The following is a 22058-nucleotide window of genomic DNA, read 5'->3' as shown; positions in this document are numbered from 1 at the left end:
CCCGCCCTCCTGACAGCGTTGTGTCAGCTATAGTGTCAGCAAGAACGACTTGGGGCCAGTGGCGGGGTTGAACGTGAACAAAAAGGGATCAATTATAGCGGGTCTGCCACAGGAAACGCCCATGCCCTTTGCCCATTCCGATGAAACCAGCGCCGTGCTGTCCAACCCTGCACCCGATGTGCGCGCACGTGACAAGCTTGAGGGTGGCAGGCGCCTTGTGCTGCACACCGAATTTGAACCCGCGGGCGACCAACCCACGGCGATTGCCGAACTGACCGGCGCCATCAATGATGGTGAACGCAATCAGGTGCTGCTGGGCGCAACCGGCACGGGCAAGACATTCACCATGGCCAAGGTGATTGAAGCGACCCAGCGCCCCGCCATCATCCTTGCCCCGAACAAGACGCTGGCGGCCCAGCTATATGGTGAATTCAAAGGGTTCTTTCCCGACAACGCCGTGGAATATTTCGTCAGCTTTTACGACTACTACCAGCCCGAAGCCTATGTGGCGCGCAGCGACACCTATATCGAGAAAGAAAGCCAGATCAACGAACAGATCGACCGGATGCGCCACTCGGCCACCCGCGCTTTGCTGGAACGGGATGATGTGATCATCATCGCCTCGGTGTCGTGCATTTACGGGATCGGGTCGGTGGAAACCTACGGCGCAATGACGCAGGATTTGCACGCGGGGCAGGACTACGACCAGCGACAAATCATGGCTGATCTGATCGCGCAGGCCTATAAACGCAACGATGCGGCGTTCCAGCGCGGCACCTTCCGCGTGCGTGGTGACAGTTTGGAAGTCTGGCCCGCCCACCTTGATGATCGCGCATGGAAGCTGTCTTTCTTTGGCGAAGAACTGGAAAACATCACCGAATTTGACCCGCTGACCGGCGAAAAGACCGACACCTTTGACAAGGTGCGCATCTACGCCAACTCGCACTACGTCACGCCCAAACCGACGATGCAGCAGGCGATTATCCAGATCAAAAAGGAACTGCGCACGCGCCTTGATCAACTGGTGGCCGAGGGCAAGCTCCTTGAAGCGCAGCGCCTTGAACAGCGCACGAATTTCGATCTGGAAATGCTGGAAGCCACAGGTGTGTGCAATGGCATCGAGAACTACTCGCGCTATCTGACGGGGCGCGCACCCGGTGAACCGCCCCCCACCCTGTTCGAATTCATCCCCGACAATGCCATCGTTTTTGCTGATGAATCCCACGTGTCGGTGCCGCAGATCGGCGGGATGTATAAGGGCGATTTCCGCCGCAAGATGACGCTGTCCGAACACGGGTTCCGCCTGCCCTCCTGCATGGATAACCGGCCGTTGAAATTCGAGGAATGGGACGCCATGCGCCCGCAATCGGTGTTCGTCTCGGCCACCCCGTCCAAATGGGAGCTGGAACAATCGGGCGGCGTGTTTGCCGAACAGGTGATCCGCCCCACGGGCCTGTTGGACCCGCTTGTTGAGATCCGCCCTGTTGATACGCAAGTCGATGATGTCATGGACGAAATCCGGCGTGTCACGGCGGCGGGCTATCGCACGCTGGTCACGACCCTGACGAAACGGATGGCCGAAGACCTGACAGAATACCTGCACGAAAACGGCATCAAGGTGCGCTATATGCACAGCGATATCGACACGATTGAACGGATCGAAATCCTGCGTGATCTGCGGCTTGGGGCGTTCGATGTGCTGATCGGGATCAACCTGTTGCGCGAGGGGTTGGACATCCCCGAATGCGGGCTGGTCGCCATTCTGGACGCCGACAAGGAAGGCTTCCTGCGCTCGGAAACCTCGCTGATCCAGACCATCGGGCGGGCCGCGCGTAACGCCGATGGTCGCGTGATCATGTATGCGGATCGGGTGACAGGTTCAATGGAACGCGCACTGGGCGAAACCGACCGCCGCCGCGCCAAACAGATCGCCTATAACACGGAACACGGGATTACCCCCGCGACTGTGAAAAAGAACGTCGAGGATATTCTGGCGGGCCTCTACAAAGGTGATGTGGACATGAACCGCGTCACCGCCAAGGTCGACAAGCCGCTGGCTGGTGCGAACCTGCAAGCGGTGCTGGACGGGTTGCGGACGGACATGCGCAAGGCCGCCGAGAACCTAGAGTTTGAAGAGGCTGCACGCCTGCGCGACGAGGTAAAGCGGCTAGAGACCGTAGAACTGACGATCGCAGACGATCCGCTCGCGCGGCAACAGGCCGTGGACAAGGCCGTGGATGACGCAACCAAGATGGCTGGGCGCAGCACGGCGGGACGGCCGGGGCAAAGGGGTGGGAAGTCGCGGTATGGGGGGAAGCGGTAGTCTTCCGCAGGCCTGCTGGACGGTTAAACTTGTTAATTATTGGAACGGAACATGAAAAGCTTTGTACTCGCGCTGATCTTGCTAACGTACTTACCAAGTGTTGGCTTTGCACAAACCTTTGAACAAGTGCGAAGCGTCGACTACCGAGATTGGAACACCGCTCTCTTGCGCAACAGGAATGGCGGCAGACTTTTCTGCGCTGCTGAAACAACAAACCGTGACGGCACAATTTTCAGATTAAACTTCTACCGTGATGGCGATGCATTTCTCGAAGTGTTTAACCCAAGCTGGCGATTGCGAAGCGGCGCGGCCCGTTTCAGTTTGTTGGCCGACGATTATCGTCTAGATTTGCGCGGTCAGTCATGGTCAAACAGTGTGACGCACGACTTTGTTGATGAGCGAAACACATTGTTGCTTATTGGTGTAATCATGGAAGCAAACAGGCTTCGAGTATTGAATGCCAACGGAGCGCCAATGGGAGATTTTTCACTTTCAGGATCGTCAGCAGCTTTGCAGGCCCTTGGCGATTGTAACCAAGGTCGGTTCTAAGCAATTCGTGGTGTGGGGAGAGACCCACCTCACCGTGATACAAACGCTTCGTGCCAAAGTACAATTGCTCTACATGGTCACTTTGCACCTCGTAGGGCGGGGTTAAACCCGCCACACTCGGCGGGATAAATCCCGCCCTACCCGCCGCCGTAAACTGCGCTATCTTCCCTTCATGCGCCTCGCCGTCATCCTCGCTGCCCTCCCGTTCCCTGCCTTCGCGTGGGAGTTCTCGCCCGACCCGATTTGCACACTGGCCCACGACACCGACACCGCCGCAATCGTGATCACCTATGATGCGACCCTGCCGGAATACGCGCTGTCGATCACGTTGAAAGACGGCACATGGCCCGACGCACCGGTCTTTGGCATGGAGTTCATCGGCCCGCGCCCCTTGGCCATCGGCACCGACAGGCATGTGACAGACGGTGCCACGCTGACGGTGCGTGATCGCGGCTTTGGCAATGTGCTCGACGGGTTGGAGTTTAATGCAGGCGCCTTGGCCGCCAGCGGCCCAACAACAGTGCCGATGATCCTGACGGACGCCGCCCCGGCCGTGCGCGCGTTTCGGGACTGCCCTTCAGATACCCCTGCCACATCCTAGGACACCCGACAAAAACACCCGCAAGACATTGACCCCCTTGCCTTTTCTTCGCATGATCTTGCGGCAAAGCTGGGGGAAACGTGACAATGGGCGAAATTATCGGCGCGATCATTGTCATCGCGATCATCATCGCGATGTTTGGCGGCGCGATTAAGACCTTTCAACGGTCTTGGGTGGCCGCCCTCTTGCTGCTGATCTTCTTGTTTCCCGTTTGGGTCATCTGGGCCTTCATCGAGATTTTTACCGATGACGTGGTGCCACAGCAAACCGTGCACTACATCCAACAGCCCGCGCCGCCCGCCATCCCGCAACCCCCTGCCGCGCCACCTGCGCTGCCCGTCGCGACCAAGGAATGCCCGTTTTGCGCCGAAACCATCAAACAGGCGGCGGTTGTGTGCCGGTTTTGCCAGCGTGACCTGCCGCCCGAAACCTAAAACACCGCCGCGACTTCGTACATCACCGGCTCGAACCCTTTGCACAACTCGCTGATCGCGCGGTTGCGTTTGCGCATTTCCGGTGTGCGCAGCATGGCCTGAAAATCCTCGCGCCTTTCCCACTTGGAATAGTTGGCGATGCGGGTCTGGGCGTCGTTCACATGGAGACCGGCGGCGATAAAGCCGGGTTGTTTGGAAATGCACGCCTCATAGGCATCAGTGAGCGCCTCAAGAAGGTCCTCGCAGGTGCCCGGCGTCACCTCGAATGTGGTGAGCACGGTCTGGCCCGCGGCCCCTTTTTCAATCGTTAGCATGGCGTCCTCCTTTCGGGCCAGCCTAGCGCATCACATGCACAGCACAAGGCGCGTGACGCACAACACGTGCCGCTGTCGAGCCAAGGAAATAGTCGGAAATGCCGGGCCGGTGCGAGGCCATGACGATGCAATCCACGTCGTGTTCCTCGGCCCACTCAAGGATTGTGCGCCCTGAATGCCCCTCAATCACAAGGCCGGTGGCATTTTTCAACAGGGACGCTTTTTCGGCCAGATCGCGCGACAGCGCCACACGGGTTTCATCGCGGAATCCGGCAGGCATATAGGACAAGGCATAAGATGGCACCTCGTCCATGACGTGCAGCAAGGTTATCTTGCCATCCTTGGCGGCCAGAACCTGGGCCAGCGCAATCGCGGCCTTGGGATCGTGGTCGGCGTCATAGGCAATGGGAACAAGGACGTTGCGATACATGGGAATCCTCCTTTGGTTGCCGCCAGTTTAACGGCAAATTCGCAGGTTGGGATTGATCTGCGTCATAGGCCTTTCAAGCAAGCGGGAACTGGCCCAAGCTTGGCCGATGAAAACGGTACTGATCCTTGGGGCGGCTGTCTGGGCCGATGGCCCCTCGCCCACCTTGCGGCGGCGCACCCTGCGTGCGGCGCAGCTATATCATGACGGGGAAGTGGACCAGCTGATCGCCTGTGGCGGGCTTGGCAAACATCCCCCAAGCGAAGCCGCGGCAATGTATGATCTGCTGGTCAGCGCGGGCGTTCCGGCCGGTGCGATCACGCTTGAGGATCAATCGACAACCACGGGCGAAAACATCGCGATGGCTGTGCCCTTGCTGAAAACACGCGATGTGGTGATCGTTACGGATTGGTATCACGGGCCGCGCGCGCGGCTGGTTGCGCGCCGGAACGGGCTGCGCGCGAAATCAGTTGCGCCTTCGCTGAGAGGGGCCAAGGCAGCAGTGCAAATTCGGGCAATGCTGCGTGAAGTTCCCGCATATGTCGCCTATGCAATGCGCATTAAATAAGGGGGCGTCTTGCAACGCCCCCTTCAGGTCCTAGATCGGGTTGTCCATCCGCACCGAACACCGCACCTTGCCGGTGACAGGCACCTTCCAGATCACACGGAACTGGGTCTTGTCAGGCGCATAGGCCGGTGACATCCACGGTGCATCATAAACGGCATCGTCACTTTCATCGGCAACGCGTCCCTCGGTGACACAGGATTCGACCGTGCGCGCCCAGCCACCAAAGGGAAGATATGGCTGCGTGTCGACGATCCAGATACGGTCAGCCGTGGCCTGATTGTGCACGATGCTTAGCGGGTTCAGCGTTTCATCCCGGATTCCGTGGAAGGTATTTGCGCTGAACACGACATTGCGCATCCGGTTGAAATCAAGGTCGGCGTAGGTCGTATCAACGCCTTCAACCCGATCAATATACCCGTTGATCGCACGGAACACGTTCCCGACCACCGAAAGACCGTGAATAAAGTGGTTTTCACCATACGGTTTGATGACGATCCATTTAAACCAATCTGCCACGTCAATGCTCAGGAAAATGTTGCCCGTCAATGACAGTCCGCCAAAGGAAAACTGCGCGCCCAGTGCCGGTGACGCATCGTGTTCGTTTGTCCATTCGACAAAGTTGTTGTCGATGTAGTTGCCCGAAATCGTCGAGGCCACGTTCGGCGTCGTAAAGATGATTCCGCCCTTGCGCACGCCTTCGGCCTGGGTGTCGCCGGAAAACAGGTGGTTGCCCGTGATCAAGGCACCGGTGCCGCCCAGCACGCAGAAGTGTTCAAACATCATCATCCGGTTGTCGCGCACCTTGACGTCATTGGCATTGACGTTGAACGCGATGGACGTGCGCTGACTGACCAGCAGGCTTTGCTCATTTGACAGGAACTGGCAACGGTCAATCATCATCCCCTGACAGCCACCCCCGATCGAACTGATCCCGCGATCCTTGGGTTTGGTGATAAAGCAGTCACGCAGATGGAATGTCAGCCCCTGCGGTGCCAGCATGATCGCGCTTGCCTTGCCGTTGCACTGAAACTCGATGTCATCCAGAACAAACTGGCTCAGATCATCATAGCCGCTGAAATCCAGCAGGTATTTGAAGCGGGTGAACGTGAAATTCTGCGTCCCTTCGGCATCAAACAAAGCGTTGGACAGGGTCACGGTCTGCGCGCCCACGTTCACGTCCTTGACGTAAATCTCGCGTCCAACACCATTGCCCGTCACCAGCGATCCCTTTTGGATATTGGCCACGTTGGACACACCTGTCAGGGTCTTTGGCGATGATGCGGCATAGGTCGCCTGCGATGTCACCACATCGTCGTCCCAGTTTGGGCCGGTGATCGGCTGGAACTGGCCATTGCGGATCACGCGGCGGGTCGCAAAGGTGTTCTTTGTGCCTTCGGCTGCGAACATGTCCACCGGTTCCGAGAGCGCAATCCGACGCCCGCCCAGATCAAGGCTTTCGTGATCGGTATAGTTCAGCAGCGCCTGATAGGCCTTTTTGAACGCTTCTTCCTCGTTGCCAAAGGCATCAAGGTAGGTTGCATAGTCAAAGTTCTTTTGGAAAATCAGACGCTTGTCGGCAGGCATCGTGACCTTGCCTTCAAAGTGCACCTGGTTCTGGAACGTGACGTTGTTGTTAAGGAAATACGTGCCGGCGGAAATCAAGACCTCGCGGCCCTGCGCATCCGCATCAGCCGCCTCGAATGCGGCCGCGTCATTGGCGATGCCATCGCCGATCGCGCCATAATCACGCACATCGACCACGCCCATCATATCGCGGATAAAGACGTTGGTGATGTCCTCGATGACAATGTCGTCCACGCGCACGATGCCGCCATTCGGACCCGTCAGATCAAGGCCAAGATGGCCATAGATCGCATCGGCCCAGATCATGTCCACGCCGGTGCGCTGCCCCGTGCCAAGGATCGCGCTGACCTCGACAACTTCGCCATAGGTGGTCAGTTGCACGGACGGACCATGTTCAACCAAACCGTTCACATGCGCACCACCGCCCGCGCCTGCCCAACCGGCAATCCGCACCGAAGGCAACGCCCCGCCAACGGCCTTGACCCTGGCTGAAATACGCAAATAGCAACCGGGCAGGATCGTCGTTTCACCCATGTAGCGCAGTTTTGTCACTGACTGGCTTTTCAGGATCTCGATACAGCCGCCAAAATTCTGATCCGCCGGCACCAACACACCCGTGCCAGACCCCGCATAGGTATCCGACCCCGGGGTGCCATCCCCGCTTGACCAAACGCCCAATCCATCCGCAAACGCGGGCGGCATCAACACCAGCCCGTCCGTAATCGCCTTGTTCATCAAAACCCCTTTCCGCAGGCCAATCAGACAAAGGTTCACTTCGCCAGACGCCTTCAAATCCAGACCGCAACCCGCGCAAAATCACGCAGATCAACCGCTGGCAGAGGTATCAATCAGGGGTAAACGCGCGCTTGGACCACCGCGCGCAGGGGTGGGAAGGGTGGCAACACCCCCACGCTCAGGCAGGCGGCTTCGCCAATGGCTCAGGCGCCCACGTCAGGTGCCGGCAGGATCTGAACACCATCAATTTGCCAGCCTTGCGGCGTTTGGATCATCTCATAGTCCAGAATGTGCAAACCGCCGCTGGCATCGCGCAGCATCACTTTCTGATACATGACTCCGGCGATTTCGCGCAGTTCCAGAAACCGGACATCGCGGTTGTCCCAGACCATCGGATAGCCCTGCTGGACCATCATCCCGAAATTGCCCGCATCGCCAAACATGCCTTGGATCATCGGGCTGGCGTATTGCCATGCTTCCTCGACATTGCGGTCATTGAACGCCTCAAGCTGGCTGCCAATGACATCCTCGATCTCGGCACCCTGCGCCTGCGCCATGAATGGCAGGCCCAAGGCCACCACAAGCCCAAAAAGAAATCGTCGCATGATCCATTCCTCCCTCTGGTTACCCAAAAGATACGGATCACGCGGCCGATTAGTTTCAAAAAGCCTTAGGCGGCCAGTTTTCCCGCCAGCGCATCCTCGATCAGCGCGATGGTTTCAGCGACCCCGTAAAGCGCGATGAAACCGCCAAAGCGCGGGCCTTGCGTGGCCCCCAACAGCACTTCGTAAAGGGTAGCGAACCATGCGCGCAGCGGGTCAAACCCGTGTTCCTTGCCAACCGCAAACACCATGCTTTGCAGTTCCTCGGCGTCCAACCCGCCATCCCAGGCCTTCAGGCGCGCCAGCAAGTCTTGCAGTGCCACGCGCTCGTGTTCCTCGGCCAAGCGGAACACCTTATGGGGCTTCACAAAGTCGTTGTAATAGCGCACGGCGAAACCCGCCGCGGCGTCCATATCGGGGTTCTTGTCGGGCGACGCATCAGGCGCGTAACGTGCAATGAAACCCCACAGGGTTTCCTTGTCTTCGGCCCCTGACACACTCGCCAGGTTCAACAACATCGAAAACGGCACAACCATCGTCGAGGCCGGAACATTGTGTCCGTGAATGTGGAACACAGGGTTGTTCACTCGCGCATCCGTGTCCTGATCGGCGTAGGCACGCAACTGCTGGTGATATTCATCCACAGCCTTGGGGATCACATCAAAATGCATCCGCTTGGCCGTCTTGGGCTTGAGATACATGAAATACGACAAGCTTTCGGTGCTGGCATAGGTCAGCCACTCGTCAATCGACACGCCATTGCCCGATGATTTGGAGATTTTCTGGCCGTTTTCATCCAGAAACAACTCGTAGGTGAAATGCTCGGGCTTGCGACCCCCCAGAATTTCGCAAATGCGGTCATAGATCGGCGTGTTGGTGCTGTGGTCCTTGCCATACATCTCGAAGTCAACGTCAAGCGCGGCCCAGCGCGCGCCAAAATCCGGCTTCCACTGCAATTTCACGTGGCCACCCGTGACAGGCAAGGTCCACTCGCGGCCGTCTTCATCATCAAAGGTGATCGTGCCGTTTTGCGCATCCACATGTTTCATCGGGACATACAGAACACGGCCGGTTTCGGGATGGATCGGCAGAAAGATCGAATAGGTCTCGCGGCGTTCCTCGCGCAGCGATTTCAGCATCACGGCCATGACATCGTCATAGCGTTCCGCCGCGCGCAACAGCACCTCGTCAAACTGGCCCGAAGCGTAGTATTCGGTCGCGCTGATAAATTCGTATTCGAACCCGAAAGTATCAAGGAACCGGCGCAACATGGCGTTATTATGATGGCCAAAGCTTTCGAATTCGCCAAAGGGATCAGGCACTTTGGTCAGCGGCAGTTGCAGGTAGTCCTTCAGCTTTTCGGGATTGGGCACATTGCCCGGCACCTTGCGCATCCCGTCCACATCGTCCGAAAAACAGATCAGACGGGTGGGAATATCCGAAATCACTTCAAACGCGCGGCGGATCATCGTCGTGCGGCTGACCTCGCCAAAGGTGCCGATATGGGGCAGGCCGGACGGGCCATAGCCCGTTTCAAACAACACATATCCCTTTTCCGGCGGCGCTTTTTCATAGCGTTTCAACAGCTTGCGCGCTTCTTCAAAGGGCCATGCCTTGGATTTCATTCCAGCGTCGCGCAGATCGGACATTATTTCTCTCACTCTCCATATATCGCCCGCCATGGTGCGACATTGCGCACTCCCTATTGCGGCAACGGCCAAGCGTCAATAAATGTCAGGGGTAACAAACGGAGCAAACCCATGACAGACACGGCCGCCCTGACCCCGCAAGACGCGCTTGCCGCACTGATGATCGCCGTGTCCGCCTCGGACGAGAACATCCGCACATCGGAACTGGTGAAAATCGCCAATATCATCAACAACTTGCCGGTGTTTGCCGATTACGATGCGGATAACGTCAAGCGCATGTCGCAAATGGTGTTTGAACTGTTTGAACAAGAGGACGGATTGGATGCCTTGTTCGGCCTGATCCGCGATGCCCTCCCCGAACGGCTGAATGAAACCGCATATGCATTGGCCTGTGATGTGGCCGCCGCTGACGGGGCGATTGCCGAACCCGAAGGCCGCATGCTGGAAGAAATCCGCTACGAGCTGAACATCGACCGGCTGCATGCCGCTGCAATCGAACGCGGCTCGCGGGCACGGCACATGACGCTTTATCCGGCGTAAACCAGCCCCCAGCGCTGCAACAGCCGCTGTTGCAACCGTTTGGCCCGCCCGTTCCAAGCGATTGACCCTTCGGGAACTTCGTCACCGCGCGCCTTTGCTGCATCGCGCCTGTCCAGATTGGCCGCAAAAATCGCGAACGCCAGATCAACCCCGCCCGCCGTGCGCACATAGCCCGCAAGGCAACTGACAAAATTCAGCGTGCCGGTCTTGGCCACCACAGTCGCTGGATGGTCTGGCAGCGCATTGCGTTCGTCGTCAACCATGGGAATATCCTTGAGCATCGGGCGCAATGGCCCGCCTGCGCCTGACATAAGAACCTGCACCATCTCAAGCGCGCTGATCCGCGACGCGTCACTCAGGCCGGAATGATCCGCGAAATCTGCCCGCACCCCGTGTTTTTCCGCCAGCCAGCGCGCCATCGCCTGCGCCGATCCCACATGGGTTGCCACGTCAGCATCCGCCGCCCGCGTGGCCGAAAGGCCCGCAACTTCAGCCGTGAGGTTCGTGGAATACTTCAACATATCGCGCAGCACCTCGCGCAGATCGGCAGATCCGTGCGTGACCAAAACGTCGCCGTCAGGCACATCGTCAATCAATTCGGTCGTGCCCAGCACAATCCCCTGCGCGCGCGCCATCGTCGTAAACACATCACCAGCATAAAGCGCGGGTTTGCGCACCGGCAACCAGCGCGACCCGCCATTGGCCAAGGCGCCGCGCGCCACGCTCCAATCGTCAAAACTGCCACCATCCGCATAGGCGAACACCGGCACGTTGCGCCCGACAACACGCATCCGCGCCATGCGCACATCAGGGCGGTGCAATTCGCTGCGGGCATCCATCGTCACGCGGTAATCACCACCCGACCGCGCCCATTCAAAATGCACGCGGTTAAAGTTCAGGTTCAGGCCCGAAAGTGCGGGATTATAGCCCAGATGGTCCAACTGCCCCGGTTCGATTTCATTGATATAGGGCAGCGCACCACCCCAGACCTGAAACTTGCCGCGCACCTCGCGCAGGCCGGTGTCCTTCAGTTTTGCGGCGATATCGGCTAGATGATCCGTGGTCAGGATCGGGTCGCCCCCTCCGGCCAATATCAAATTACCATCCAGGATTCCGTCAGAAATTACGCCTTCCGCAATTATGCGTGTTTCAAACCGATGCTGCGGCCCCAACCGGTCCAGCGCGTAAAGCGCTGTAACCGCCTTCGCGACGCTGGCCGGGGGCAGCGGCACTGTGCCATCCGTATTCTCTAGAATTGAACCGGTGCGCGCATCCGCCACCACAAACCCGACCGTGCCACCCAAGTCCGCCTCGGCGATCATTTCAGCAGCGGTGGTGCGCGCAAGGGGCGATACACGGCTCGCGGCCTCGATCGCGACATTGTCGCGCGCGACGGGGCGCAGGGACCGTAGCGGCGCGTCAGCCAGCGCAACACCTGCCACGGCAGACATTGCCCCGCCCAAAAACGCCCGTCTTGAAACTTGTTTCATCATCCGCCCCATTCCCCCCGCGCACGGATCGCACTCGACGAGGCCGCATTCATCGGAAGGTTCACAAAACACCACTTTGGCGGCTCCGCGTCAGCCAGCAATTGCGACGCGCGTCCCGGCAACCGGCGCGCGCGGTAAATTTGCGCTGTCTTGGACATGCGCGCCGAAATCCTCTCGCCGGGGCGGGCAAGAACGCCGACCGGCACCTGCGCCATGATGCTTTCCCAGTCCTGCCACAGATGAAACTGCGCCAGATTATCCGCGCCCATCAGCCACACGAACCGCACGCCGGGATAGCGTGCGCGCAGTGCTGCAATCGTCTGCGCCGTGTAGCGTGTGCCAAGGCTTTCCTCGATTCCCGTGACTGTCACGCGCGGGTGCTGCATCATTGCGCGTGCCGCTTGCAGGCGGTCCTGCAACGGCGCGGGTCCGCGCTGTTTCAACGGGTTGCCAGGGCTGACCAGCCACCACACCCGATCCAGCCCAAAGCGGTGCAGCGCCGCCTTGGTGATGTGCACATGGCCGCGATGAGCAGGGTCAAAAGACCCCCCCAACAGGCCAATCACCTGACCGGCACGCGCATACGGAAAATCACCCACCAAAGGCCCCCAGTTTCGGTTGATCCGTCTTAGGTCAGATAGCGCACAAAGGCAAAGGCACCACTGTCAGGTGCCCAGCTTGGCACGTTGATCGTACCCTGCCCGCCGTGCAGATCGACCAGCTTTCGCGATGGCCCACCACTGGCCGGCATGATCCGCAATGCCACATCCAGCCCCGCCGGATGCCCGCGCGTGCCCGTCGGATAAGCCAGATAGACGATATGTGCACCGTCCGGTGACGGATGCGGAAACCAGTTCACCGGCCCGTCATCGGTCATCTGTTCCGCCGTTCCACCATCAGCCGGAATCCGCCACAAATCGACCGCACCGTCCCGTTCGCCATTGAACCAGATCCATTTTCCGTCCGGCGTGTAATCCGGCCCGTCCACATGGTCGAAATCTTCGGTCAGCAAGGTCTCGGCACCGCCATCAACGCCGATCGTGTAAACCCCGAACGGGCCACCGCGGGTGCCGACATAGGCCAGCCGCGCACCGTCGGGCGACCAGCCATGCCAGTAACACGGCACTTCTTGCGCGACGCGCTTTGGTTCTCCACCACCCACGGGTAGCGTATAAAGGCACGACCCGTCCGTTTGCGCCCCATCCGAAACGACCAGCATCTTGCCACAGGGCGAAATCCCGTGATCGTTGTTGCAATCCGTCGCCGCACCTGTGTCGATCTGCACCAGCTCGGGTGCGGCCAGATCAACGCGAAACAGCCGCCCGCCCCCGTTGACGATCAGATATCCGTCAGGGTGCCAGTTGGGCGCTTCAATATGCCCGTCATGGGTCAGAACAACGGTGACATTGCCGTCCAGATCACAGGTGCACAGCTCTGAAATCATCCGTCCAGCTCGGCAGAACTGGCCCAAAGGTTGATCTTTTCCTCATCGGCATATTCATCAATCAACGCCAGTTCTTGCGCGCTGAAATCAAGGTTGGCGACAGCGCCCGCGCAGTCAATCACCTGCGATGGCTTGCTTGCGCCAATCAGCGCGCTGGTGATCCCGCCGCCCCGCAGCACCCAGGCAATCGCCATCTGCGCAAGGGTCTGGCCGCGCCCCTTTGCAATGTCGTTCAGCTTGCGAATGTTTTCAATCGCACGATCCGACAGCAGCCCCTGATCCAGTGACTTTCCCTGCGCCGCACGGCTATCTTCGGGCACACCACCCAGGTATTTCTTGGTCAGCATCCCTTGGGCCAGGGGCGTGAACGCAATCGATCCGACACCCAGTTCCGCCAGCGTGTCTTTCAGCCCGTCTCGCTCAACCCAACGGTTCAGCATGTTGTAAGACGGCTGGTGAATGACGCAGGGCGTGCCAAGGTCACGCAAAATTGCCACAGCCTCGCGGGTGCGTTCCGAGTTATAAGACGAAATGCCCACATAAAGCGCGCGGCCCGACCGCACGATATGATCCAGCGCACCCATGGTTTCTTCCAATGGCGTATCGGGGTCAAAGCGGTGTGAATAGAAAATATCGACATAATCCAGCCCCATCCGTTTCAGCGACTGGTCACAGGACGCGATCAGATACTTGCGGCTGCCCCATTCGCCGTAGGGGCCATCCCACATTTCGTAACCAGCCTTGGAACTGATGATCAACTCGTCACGATAGGGCTTGAAATCCTCGGCCATGATCGACCCAAAGGCGTATTCCGCCGACCCCGCAGGCGGGCCATAGTTATTGGCCAGATCGAAATGTGTGATCCCGTGATCAAAGGCGGCGTGGCAAATCTCGCGCTTGGTTTGATGGGGGAAATCGTGGCCAAAGTTGTGCCACAGCCCCAGCGACACAGCAGGCAGTTTCAGCCCCGAATTGCCGCAACGGCGGTAGGGCATCTTTTCATAGCGGTCGGCGGCGGCAACATAGGTCATCGGGCATCCTTTCATGAGTTGCGATGAATGGGCCACGCGGACAGGACATTGTCAAACACCTATGAAAAGGGGCGCGCCAGTTTCCTGACACGCCCCGTTCACTCGTTACGCAACAGGTGCGAACTTAGTGTTCAAACTTCTTGATCTCGCCCGACTTGAGCCGGTCGAAATAGCTGTTCATCTCGCGCTTCACGATAGGCATCAGGAAGTAGAGCGCAGTGATGTTCACCACGGCCATCGCAAAGATCATCGCATCCGAGAAGTCGATGACAGCGCCAAGTTGGGCGGCGGCACCGATCACGATAAAGATGCAGAAGATCACCTTGAACACGTTCTCTTTGGCCTTGCCTTCACCCACCAGATAGGTCCAGGCCTTGAGGCCGTAGTAGGACCAGCTGATCATCGTCGAGAATGCAAACAGCACCACGGCAATCGCCAGCACATAGGGGAACCATGCAAAGCCTGCCGCAAACGCCGCCGATGTCAGTTGCACGCCCGAAGACCCGTCAGCCGTCTGGATCGAGTTTCCAGCCTCGTTCAAGACATAAAGACCCGTGGCCGGGTCAACGACCAGAACACCGAGATCGTGATGACAAGCGCCGTCATGGTGCAGATCACAACCGTGTCGATAAACGGCTCAAGCAGTGACACAACACCTTCGGTCACGGGTTCTTTCGTGCGCACCGCCGAGTGGGCGATGGCTGCAGAACCAACACCGGCTTCGTTTGAAAACGCCGCCCGCTTGAAACCCTGGATCAACGCGCCGACAAAGCCGCCCGCAACGCCAAGACCGGTAAATGCACCTGCCCAGATCTGCCCGAACGCCCAACCGATCTGATTGAAGTTGACCAACAGGATGACCAGCGCCGCAACGACATACATGATCCCCATGAAGGGAACGACTTTTTCTGTCACCTGCGCGATGGATTTGATACCACCAACGATCACCATGAACACAACGGCCGCAAACACGACGCCTGTGATCCAGCCGGGATAATCCCCGACAATACCGGAAATCTGTGCGTGCGCCTGATTGGCCTGGAACATGTTCCCGCCACCCAGCGCGCCACCGATCGTAAAGATCGCAAAGATCACCGCCAAAACGGCGCCACCGGGCAGGCCGCGCTCCTTGAAGCCCTTTGTCATGTAATACATCGGACCACCCGAAACGCTGCCATCGGCATATTCGTTCCGGTATTTCACACCCAAGGTGCACTCGGTGAACTTGGACGCCATCCCCAAGAGACCCGCCAGGATCATCCAGAACGTGGCGCCCGGCCCGCCGATGCCAACGGCAACGGCCACGCCCGCGATGTTCCCCAAGCCTACCGTGCCCGACAGAGCCGTTGTCAGCGCCTGAAAGTGGCTGACTTCGCCCGCGTCATCGGGATCGGCATAATCACCCTTCACCAGGCTGATCGCATGCCCGAACGCGCGAAACTGGATTGCACCGAAATAAACGGTAAAGATCGACGCCGCGACAACCAGCCACATCACGATCCACGGAAATGATGCGCCCGCCACGTCAAAGGGCAGGGGCGCAAAGATAAGGTTCACAAACCAACCCGTGGACGATGCAAAAACATCGTTGACGCGTTGATCAAAACTTACAGCTGTCTCTTGTGCCAGTGCGGCGACCGGAGAAAGCATGGCAGCAGTTGCCGCCAAAGCGATTGAGGTCTTTTTCATGATCGGCTCCTGTTTATGGGATGATTGTGACGGGCACACGCGACGTCGCAACAAGCCGCCCCGACACGCCACCAAAGATGCGTTCCTTCAGACCGCGCGCACCGGTGCGGCCAACGATGATCTGCAAGGCGCCGTTGGACTCGGCCAGATCGTCAAGAATTTCGGCCGCGTCGCCGTGACGGACAAGACCCGTCGCCGCAAGGCCATCCTTTTGCGTCGCTGCCACGGCAGGATCAATGACCCGTTCCTTCGCCGTCGCGATTTCCTCCTCACGCCGCTTGTGGCGCATCTCGTTTTCTTCCGGCGTCTGGAACGAGAAAGGCGACCATTCGATCACAAAGCAAATCATGATCTCACAGTCGCCGATCAGTTTCGCCTGCGCCTTTGCATGGGCAAGCGCCTTTTCTCCGGAAGGTGACCCGTCAAGGCCGACCACCAATTTGTTTTTGGACATTTTGTTCCCTGTCACTGTTGGTTCCGATCAGATGCCCAAGGCTTCTGTGGCCTTGTGGCCCCTTCATCATACCGCGAATCCGGCTCCATGCGCGATAAAGTTGTCTTTGCACCCAAATGCAGCGCAAACGGTTTGCAAATGGTTTCGTTCCCGATGCATTACGACCAGTATTGCCCAATTTTCAGTTCTTTTTCCCATCGCGGCATTGCCGCATTTTGCACGTGAAATCGCTTGCGCTCATTGCTACTCACCGCTGGAATCGCTAGATGCCAACCCAACCGAAATGACGGAGAATCCCATGGCCAGCTATCAATACGTCTATTTCATGGACGGCGTGTCCAAGACCTACCCCGGCGGCAAGAAGGTGTTTGAAAACATCCGCCTCAACTTCCTGCCCGGCGTGAAAATCGGCGTGGTCGGGGTGAACGGCACGGGTAAGTCGACGCTGATGCGGATTATGGCCGGTCAGGACAAGGAGTTTCAGGGCGAGGCGTGGGCGGCCGAGGGCGCAACCGTTGGTTATCTGCCCCAGGAACCGGAACTTGATGCATCCCTGACCGTGCGCGAAAACGTGATGCTGGGTGTCGCCGCGAAAAAGGCTATTCTGGATCGCTATAACGAACTGGCGATGAACTATTCCGACGAAACCGCCGATGAAATGGCCAAGCTGCAAGATGAAATCGACGCGCAAAACCTTTGGGATCTGGACGCGCAGATTGATGTCAGCATGGAGGCCCTGCGCTGCCCCCCTGATGATGCAGATGTGACCACCCTTTCGGGCGGGGAGAAGCGCCGCGTCGCGCTGTGCAAACTGCTGCTTGATGCGCCTGATATGCTGCTGCTTGACGAACCGACCAACCACCTGGACGCGGAAACAATCGCGTGGCTGCAACAGCACCTTATTGATTACAAAGGCACAATCCTGATCGTCACCCACGATCGCTATTTCCTTGATGCCATCACCGGCTGGATTCTGGAACTTGATCGCGGCTCGGGTATCCCGCACGAGGGCAACTATTCCAGCTGGCTCGAGGCCAAAGCAAAACGCCTTGCGAAAGAAGCCAAAGAAGACAAATCCAAACAAAAAACGCTGGAACGCGAACTGGAATGGATGCGTCAGGGCGCCAAGGCCCGTCAGGCGAAATCCAAGGCGCGGATCACCGCCTATAACGACCTTGCCAACCAGTCCGAGCGGGAAAAAATGGGCCGTGCCCAGATCATCATTCCCAACGGCCAGCGCCTTGGCAACAAGGTGATCGAGGTCAACGGCATTTCCAAACACATGGGTGACAAGCTGTTGATCGAGGACCTGTCGTTTGACCTGCCCCCCGGCGGGATCGTCGGCGTGATCGGCCCCAACGGCGCGGGTAAATCGACGCTGTTTTCGATGCTGACTGGCCAGTCCGAACCGGATTCCGGCACGATTGAACTGGGCGATACGGTGCAGCTGTCCTACGTTGATCAGTCGCGCGATGCCTTGGATGCAAATGCGACCGTCTGGGAAGAAATCTCAAGCGGTGGCGAGATTATCCAACTGGGCGATGCGCAGATGAACTCGCGCGCCTATTGTTCCGCCTTCAACTTCAAGGGCGGCGACCAACAGAAAAAAGTTGGCATCCTGTCGGGCGGTGAACGCAACCGCGTCCACATGGCGAAACTGCTGAAATCCGGCGGCAACGTGCTGCTGCTTGACGAACCGACCAACGACCTCGACGTCGAAACCCTGCGCGCCCTCGAAGACGCACTCGTCGATTTCGCCGGCTGCGCAGTCGTCATCTCCCACGACCGCTTCTTCCTCGACCGGATCTGCACCCACATCCTTGCATTCGAGGGCGAAGGCCACGTCGAATGGTTCCAAGGCAACTTCGAAGACTACGAAGAAGACAAAAAGCGGCGGTTAGGGGCCGACGCGATGGAGCCGAAACGGATGAAGCATAAGAAGTTTGTGCGGTAAGAAAACGTAGGGCGGGACTTGTCCCGCCTTACCCTTGACCACCTCACGCCGCCCACCTTCCCGCTGCAATCTCACGATGCACCGACGAAAACGCCCAATCCTCGGGCCGCGCCACCAACCCGTGCTTTACCGGATTCACATGGCAATACCGGATATGCGCGTTCAAGTCCGCCGTGTCACGGATGTGATGCTCCCAAAAACGGCGTTGCCAAATGCCGCTTTCGCCGCGCTGTGGCGGGCCGAGATTTCCGCGTTCTGATTGGGGCGGCGGGACAAGTCCCGCCCTACAGGCGTCACGGGAAAATCGAGCTTTGATACGCCCCCAGCGTTGGGAATAGTTGCGATCAATCGCCGGAAGCGACCAAATCGCGTGCATATGATCCGGCAGGACCACCCAGGCAAGAATATCAAAGGGTCGGTCGCGCCGAGTAACACGCACCGCGTTGCGCAAAATATCAATGTAATCAATCAGTGCGTTCGATTTTCGATCCGCAAGGCAAACCGTGAAAAACACAGGCACATTCAGCTGATCGGGGCGTCGATAATTGGGCACGATCCTACCCAACATCAAATTGGTTAATAAACCATAGGGCGGGACTTGTCCCGCCATGGCTACTTCCGCTTCACAAATTCCGTCAAGATCACAATCCGCTGCCCTTCAACGCGCCCTTCGATATGTCCCGCGTTATCCGGCACCAATGAAATCCCGCGCACAGCCGTGCCGCGTTTGGCGGTAAACCCCGCGCCCTTCACGGGCAAATCCTTAATTAAAACAACCGTGTCGCCGTGGTCAAGCCGCATCCCGTTGCTGTCCAGATGCACCACGTCGCCCGAACCCGTATCCGCCGCACGCGCGGCCACGTCGGGTTCCATCATCATGCCTTCACGCGCTTCGGTCGCCCAGACCTCGTCAATCTCGGCCAGTTTGCGCCAAACGGCCACCTGCACGGACGCCTCGCCAGACCACGCGGCCCCCTCCAGACAGCGCCAGTGTGCATCGGGCACGTCACGCTCGCCACGGCAGGCGGGGCAGAGCAGGACCTGATCCTCGACCGTAACATCGACACTCGCCAACCCGTCAGCCGCGCCGCAAAACTCGCAAACGCCGCCCGCGCGATCCATCAATTCATCCCAGCGCATTGCAAATCCTTCCAAAATCCCTTGTGCGCATGTCGCATTGCACTGCGCCGAAGGGCAAGGCGCAAATCCGCGCAAGTGCAGCATCAGACTCAAAAACCCTTGCTTTTTTCGCCAAACCACCCCATATGAGCCTCGCGAACGTTATTCTATCTCGACCCCTGTCTTCCTTCATAGGCTACAGTTCTTCGATCTAGCACTGACTAAGCCAAGGCTGCCGCACTATCGCGGGCAGCGTCTATGTAAGGAAATACACGATGGCTAATGGCACCGTGAAATGGTTCAACTCTACCAAAGGTTTCGGCTTTATCGAGCCCGAAGGCGGATCCAAGGACGTATTCGTCCACATCTCCGCAGTCGAGCGTTCCGGCATGACCGGTCTGGCTGATGGCGCGAAAGTTACTTTCGACATCGAAGCTGGCCGCGATGGCCGCGAAAGCGCCGTGAACCTGGCTCTGGCCTAAATCACGCGCCCCCTCGGGGATCGCTAAGATACGAAAAGGGGCAGCATCGCGCTGCCCCTTTTTGCATTCAAAGCCCTTTGGCCCAATCGGTGATTGCGCCCGCACTGACAGCCCCTGACTGGCGCTTGACCTCGCGCCCGCCCTTAAACGCCACCATCGTCGGGATGCCGCGAATGCCATAGCGCTGGCCTGCGGACTGGTGTTTCTGCGTATCAACCTTGATCAGTCGCGCCTGACCTTTCAGCGCGCCAGCAGCCTTGGCAAATTCCGGTCCCATCATCTTGCAAGGGCCGCACCACGGCGCCCAGAAATCCACGACCAGCGGCACATCGTCGGTCTGCGCCGCCTTGACCAGGGTCGCCAGATCCACATCCACCGGCGCATCGGGCATCAGCGCCGCCTTGCATTTCCCGCATTTCGGCCCCGCTGCCAGTTTGTCAAACGGCACGGCGTTGGTTTGCCCGCAAGACAGACAGGTGATTTTCTTGCCAGCCATGATTGGCCTCCTAAAATATATTCCAAAAATCAAATATGTCGTGCGTGCCCTTTTGGCAAGGGACCATTGCCTTTGGCCATAACCGCGGGAATACTTGCGCATGTTCAGATTTCTGCTGCCACTCGCGCTTCTCGCGGCCCCTGCATTCGCCCAAGACAACACCGCCGAATCCACCGGTGACGGCGAAGAGCTGGCCTTTATCATGGATATTTTTGCCCAGATTCAGCCCCGTTCCATCACCGAAAACCGCGAGCTGTGCGGCTTTATCGGCTACAACCGTCTGGGCGAGTTGCGCGCCACACGGATTATGGAAGGCGACGAGGCAACCTGCCAACTGCCCAACTGGCCAATCAAACTGACAGTGGTTGCGTCATTTCACACCCACAGCACCTACAGCCCCGAATATGATTCCGAGGTGCCGTCGGTGACAGATATTGAATCCGATGAAGCGGCAGGGATCGACGGCTATGTGGCCACACCCGGTGGGCGTCTGTGGTATGTGGATACCGACACGATGACAGTCAGCCAGATCTGCGGGATCGGTTGCCTGCCCCAAGACCCAGAATTTCTGGCCGCCGCGGATGGATCCGTGCGCACCAGCTATTCCTATCGCGGCTTGCAGAAACGCGCCGCGATGCGTTAGGCGCGGCGCGTCCGTGCCCTAGTCTTTCAGAACGAATGTCACGCGCAGAACAACGCGGTATTCATCAACCTTGCCATCCTTGACCGTGACCTTCTGGTCAGCGACCCAGGCACCGGTCACGTTGTTCAGCGTCTTGCAGGCCTCTTTGATGCCTTCCTCGACAGCATCGTCAAACGACTTGCCGGAGGAGGCGATGATTTCGATTACCTTTGCGACAGACATGGAACTCTCCTTAAAATGATACGTTGGACGCCCAGCTTAACAGGGCTGCACGCCACGTCCACGTCATTGCGCGGAAACACGCGTGACAAACGCCAGCACCTCGGGGCCTAGGGTTTCGACAATCACCTTGACCCCCGCCGGGTTGGGATGGATGCGATCGCGCTGCATGTAGTTACGCACGTTGTCCTGCACACCTGCCGCATCCAGCACGCCCTGAAAAAAGCGTGGCACCAGTTGCACACCGAATTCCGCCGCAAGGTCAGGATACATACTGTCAAATGCTGCCTTGTAGTCGGGGCCATAGTTGTTGGACGCTTCAATCCCGATCAACAAAACGTCAACATCCGCGTTCTTTGCCGCCTGCAATATCCCGCGCAGGTTTTCGCGGCTCACCGCCGGATCAATCCCGCGCAAAAAATCGTTGCCGCCCAGTGTCACGATCATCCCGTCCACGTCCGGCGTCAGCGTCCAGCCAACGCGCGATAGCCCGCCCGCCGTTGTATCCCCCGACACGCCCGCGTTGATCAGCACAACATCGGCACCATTGTCGTTCAGCCATGCCTCAAGTTGCGGCACCAAACCGTCATCAGCCTCAAGCCCGTATCCCGCCGTCAGGCTGTCGCCCAGGGCGGCGATCGTCACCGGTTCAGCCTGCGCCACAGCGCCACATGTAAAAATCGCAGCAATTCCAAGGTTGCGCATCCCCCG

At 58.5% G+C, this 22058-nt stretch carries 24 protein-coding genes and 1 pseudogene; 9 read left to right on the top strand and 16 right to left on the bottom strand.

Annotated elements, in window-relative coordinates; all coding sequences use genetic code 11:
* The first annotated feature begins 121 nt into the window (after positions 1-121).
* The 4 genes from uvrB to SJY21_RS13770 all read left to right on the top strand — a co-directional run bounded on the left by uvrB (position 122) and on the right by SJY21_RS13770 (position 3907).
* On the top strand, positions 122-2323 hold the full coding sequence (gene uvrB, locus SJY21_RS13785; protein ID WP_377511827.1) for an excinuclease ABC subunit UvrB: 2202 nt from the start codon (positions 122-124) through the stop codon (positions 2321-2323).
* Between the two features lie 51 nt (positions 2324-2374).
* A complete protein-coding gene (locus SJY21_RS13780) occupies positions 2375-2872 on the top strand; it encodes a hypothetical protein (RefSeq protein ID WP_377511824.1) in 498 nt (165 codons plus the stop codon).
* 172 nt (positions 2873-3044) lie between these two features.
* Complete coding sequence (locus tag SJY21_RS13775) at positions 3045-3473, top strand: excinuclease ABC subunit B (protein ID WP_377511821.1); 429 nt, start codon at positions 3045-3047, stop codon at positions 3471-3473.
* Between the two features lie 86 nt (positions 3474-3559).
* Positions 3560-3907 (top strand): hypothetical protein, encoded by a 348-nt coding sequence (locus tag SJY21_RS13770; RefSeq protein WP_377511819.1) that lies wholly within the window; start codon positions 3560-3562, stop codon positions 3905-3907.
* Here SJY21_RS13770 and SJY21_RS13765 read toward each other — a convergent pair.
* Positions 3904-4221 (bottom strand): antibiotic biosynthesis monooxygenase family protein, encoded by a 318-nt coding sequence (locus tag SJY21_RS13765; protein WP_377511816.1) that lies wholly within the window; start codon positions 4219-4221, stop codon positions 3904-3906. The genes SJY21_RS13770 and SJY21_RS13765 overlap by 4 nt on opposite strands.
* Before the next feature lie 22 nt (positions 4222-4243).
* Positions 4244-4651: a universal stress protein gene (locus SJY21_RS13760; protein WP_377511813.1), complete on the bottom strand. Its 408-nt coding sequence runs from the start codon at positions 4649-4651 to the stop codon at positions 4244-4246.
* A gap of 106 nt (positions 4652-4757) precedes the next feature.
* Between SJY21_RS13760 and SJY21_RS13755 the strand changes: the two genes are divergently transcribed.
* Entirely contained in the window at positions 4758-5216 is a 459-nt protein-coding gene (locus SJY21_RS13755; protein ID WP_377511810.1) for a YdcF family protein, read from the top strand.
* A gap of 30 nt (positions 5217-5246) precedes the next feature.
* On the opposite strand, the gene SJY21_RS13750 is transcribed toward SJY21_RS13755, so the two are convergent.
* From SJY21_RS13750 to SJY21_RS13740, 3 genes are all read right to left on the bottom strand, one after another.
* Entirely contained in the window at positions 5247-7535 is a 2289-nt protein-coding gene (locus tag SJY21_RS13750) for a glycosyl hydrolase family 28-related protein (protein ID WP_377511808.1), read from the bottom strand.
* Between the two features lie 203 nt (positions 7536-7738).
* Positions 7739-8140 carry a DUF4864 domain-containing protein gene (locus SJY21_RS13745; protein WP_377511804.1) on the bottom strand — a complete coding sequence of 134 codons (402 nt, stop codon included), beginning with the start codon at positions 8138-8140 and terminating at the stop codon, positions 7739-7741.
* A gap of 65 nt (positions 8141-8205) precedes the next feature.
* On the bottom strand, positions 8206-9786 hold the full coding sequence (locus SJY21_RS13740) for a lysine--tRNA ligase (protein WP_377511801.1): 1581 nt from the start codon (positions 9784-9786) through the stop codon (positions 8206-8208).
* 111 nt (positions 9787-9897) lie between these two features.
* Between SJY21_RS13740 and SJY21_RS13735 the strand changes: the two genes are divergently transcribed.
* Positions 9898-10326, top strand: a complete 429-nt coding sequence (locus SJY21_RS13735) for a tellurite resistance TerB family protein (protein ID WP_377511798.1) — start codon at positions 9898-9900, stop codon at positions 10324-10326.
* Here SJY21_RS13735 and SJY21_RS13730 read toward each other — a convergent pair.
* From SJY21_RS13730 to SJY21_RS13705, 6 genes and pseudogenes are all read right to left on the bottom strand, one after another.
* A complete protein-coding gene (locus SJY21_RS13730) occupies positions 10314-11777 on the bottom strand; it encodes a D-alanyl-D-alanine carboxypeptidase/D-alanyl-D-alanine-endopeptidase (protein WP_377511795.1) in 1464 nt (487 codons plus the stop codon). The genes SJY21_RS13735 and SJY21_RS13730 overlap by 13 nt on opposite strands.
* A 38-nt stretch (positions 11778-11815) precedes the next feature.
* Positions 11816-12418: a nicotinate-nucleotide adenylyltransferase gene (locus SJY21_RS13725; protein ID WP_377511792.1), complete on the bottom strand. Its 603-nt coding sequence runs from the start codon at positions 12416-12418 to the stop codon at positions 11816-11818.
* A gap of 26 nt (positions 12419-12444) precedes the next feature.
* Entirely contained in the window at positions 12445-13260 is an 816-nt protein-coding gene (locus tag SJY21_RS13720) for a TolB family protein (protein ID WP_377511789.1), read from the bottom strand.
* On the bottom strand, positions 13257-14291 hold the full coding sequence (gene mgrA / locus SJY21_RS13715) for an L-glyceraldehyde 3-phosphate reductase (RefSeq protein WP_377511786.1): 1035 nt from the start codon (positions 14289-14291) through the stop codon (positions 13257-13259). Before mgrA ends, SJY21_RS13720 begins: the two co-directional genes overlap by 4 nt.
* A 124-nt stretch (positions 14292-14415) precedes the next feature.
* A pseudogene (locus tag SJY21_RS13710) lies at positions 14416-15941 on the bottom strand (alanine/glycine:cation symporter family protein).
* A 52-nt stretch (positions 15942-15993) separates the two neighbouring features.
* Entirely contained in the window at positions 15994-16434 is a 441-nt protein-coding gene (locus SJY21_RS13705; RefSeq protein ID WP_377511783.1) for a universal stress protein, read from the bottom strand.
* A 298-nt stretch (positions 16435-16732) separates the two neighbouring features.
* On the opposite strand from SJY21_RS13705, the gene ettA reads away from it, so the two are divergent.
* Positions 16733-18388: an energy-dependent translational throttle protein EttA gene (gene ettA, locus SJY21_RS13700; RefSeq protein WP_377511780.1), complete on the top strand. Its 1656-nt coding sequence runs from the start codon at positions 16733-16735 to the stop codon at positions 18386-18388.
* Positions 18389-18431: 43 nt separating this feature from the next.
* Here the strand turns inward: ettA and SJY21_RS13695 are convergent, their stop codons facing one another.
* Both SJY21_RS13695 and SJY21_RS13690 read right to left on the bottom strand, forming a co-directional pair.
* Complete coding sequence (locus SJY21_RS13695; RefSeq protein WP_377511777.1) at positions 18432-18998, bottom strand: transposase; 567 nt, start codon at positions 18996-18998, stop codon at positions 18432-18434.
* A gap of 2 nt (positions 18999-19000) precedes the next feature.
* A complete protein-coding gene (locus SJY21_RS13690) occupies positions 19001-19528 on the bottom strand; it encodes a PhnA domain-containing protein (protein WP_377511775.1) in 528 nt (175 codons plus the stop codon).
* Positions 19529-19782: 254 nt separating this feature from the next.
* Between SJY21_RS13690 and SJY21_RS13685 the strand changes: the two genes are divergently transcribed.
* Positions 19783-19989 (top strand): cold-shock protein, encoded by a 207-nt coding sequence (locus SJY21_RS13685; protein WP_148054651.1) that lies wholly within the window; start codon positions 19783-19785, stop codon positions 19987-19989.
* 67 nt (positions 19990-20056) lie between these two features.
* On the opposite strand, the gene SJY21_RS13680 is transcribed toward SJY21_RS13685, so the two are convergent.
* Positions 20057-20485: a thioredoxin family protein gene (locus SJY21_RS13680; protein ID WP_377511772.1), complete on the bottom strand. Its 429-nt coding sequence runs from the start codon at positions 20483-20485 to the stop codon at positions 20057-20059.
* A gap of 100 nt (positions 20486-20585) precedes the next feature.
* On the opposite strand from SJY21_RS13680, the gene SJY21_RS13675 reads away from it, so the two are divergent.
* Positions 20586-21128 carry a DUF4329 domain-containing protein gene (locus SJY21_RS13675; RefSeq protein WP_377511769.1) on the top strand — a complete coding sequence of 181 codons (543 nt, stop codon included), beginning with the start codon at positions 20586-20588 and terminating at the stop codon, positions 21126-21128.
* A gap of 18 nt (positions 21129-21146) precedes the next feature.
* Here the strand turns inward: SJY21_RS13675 and SJY21_RS13670 are convergent, their stop codons facing one another.
* A complete protein-coding gene (locus tag SJY21_RS13670; RefSeq protein ID WP_377511766.1) occupies positions 21147-21350 on the bottom strand; it encodes a dodecin family protein in 204 nt (67 codons plus the stop codon).
* 63 nt (positions 21351-21413) lie between these two features.
* Complete coding sequence (locus SJY21_RS13665; protein ID WP_377511763.1) at positions 21414-22052, bottom strand: arylesterase; 639 nt, start codon at positions 22050-22052, stop codon at positions 21414-21416.
* Positions 22053-22058: the final 6 nt, after the last annotated feature.

Origin of the sequence: Octadecabacter sp. R77987 (genome assembly GCF_042466115.1) — a bacterium.
In the GTDB taxonomy this organism is placed as follows: domain Bacteria; phylum Pseudomonadota; class Alphaproteobacteria; order Rhodobacterales; family Rhodobacteraceae; genus SW4.
The sequence above is the reverse complement of the archived record's forward strand: the minus strand, read 5'-3'. Positions and strand labels throughout refer to the sequence as shown.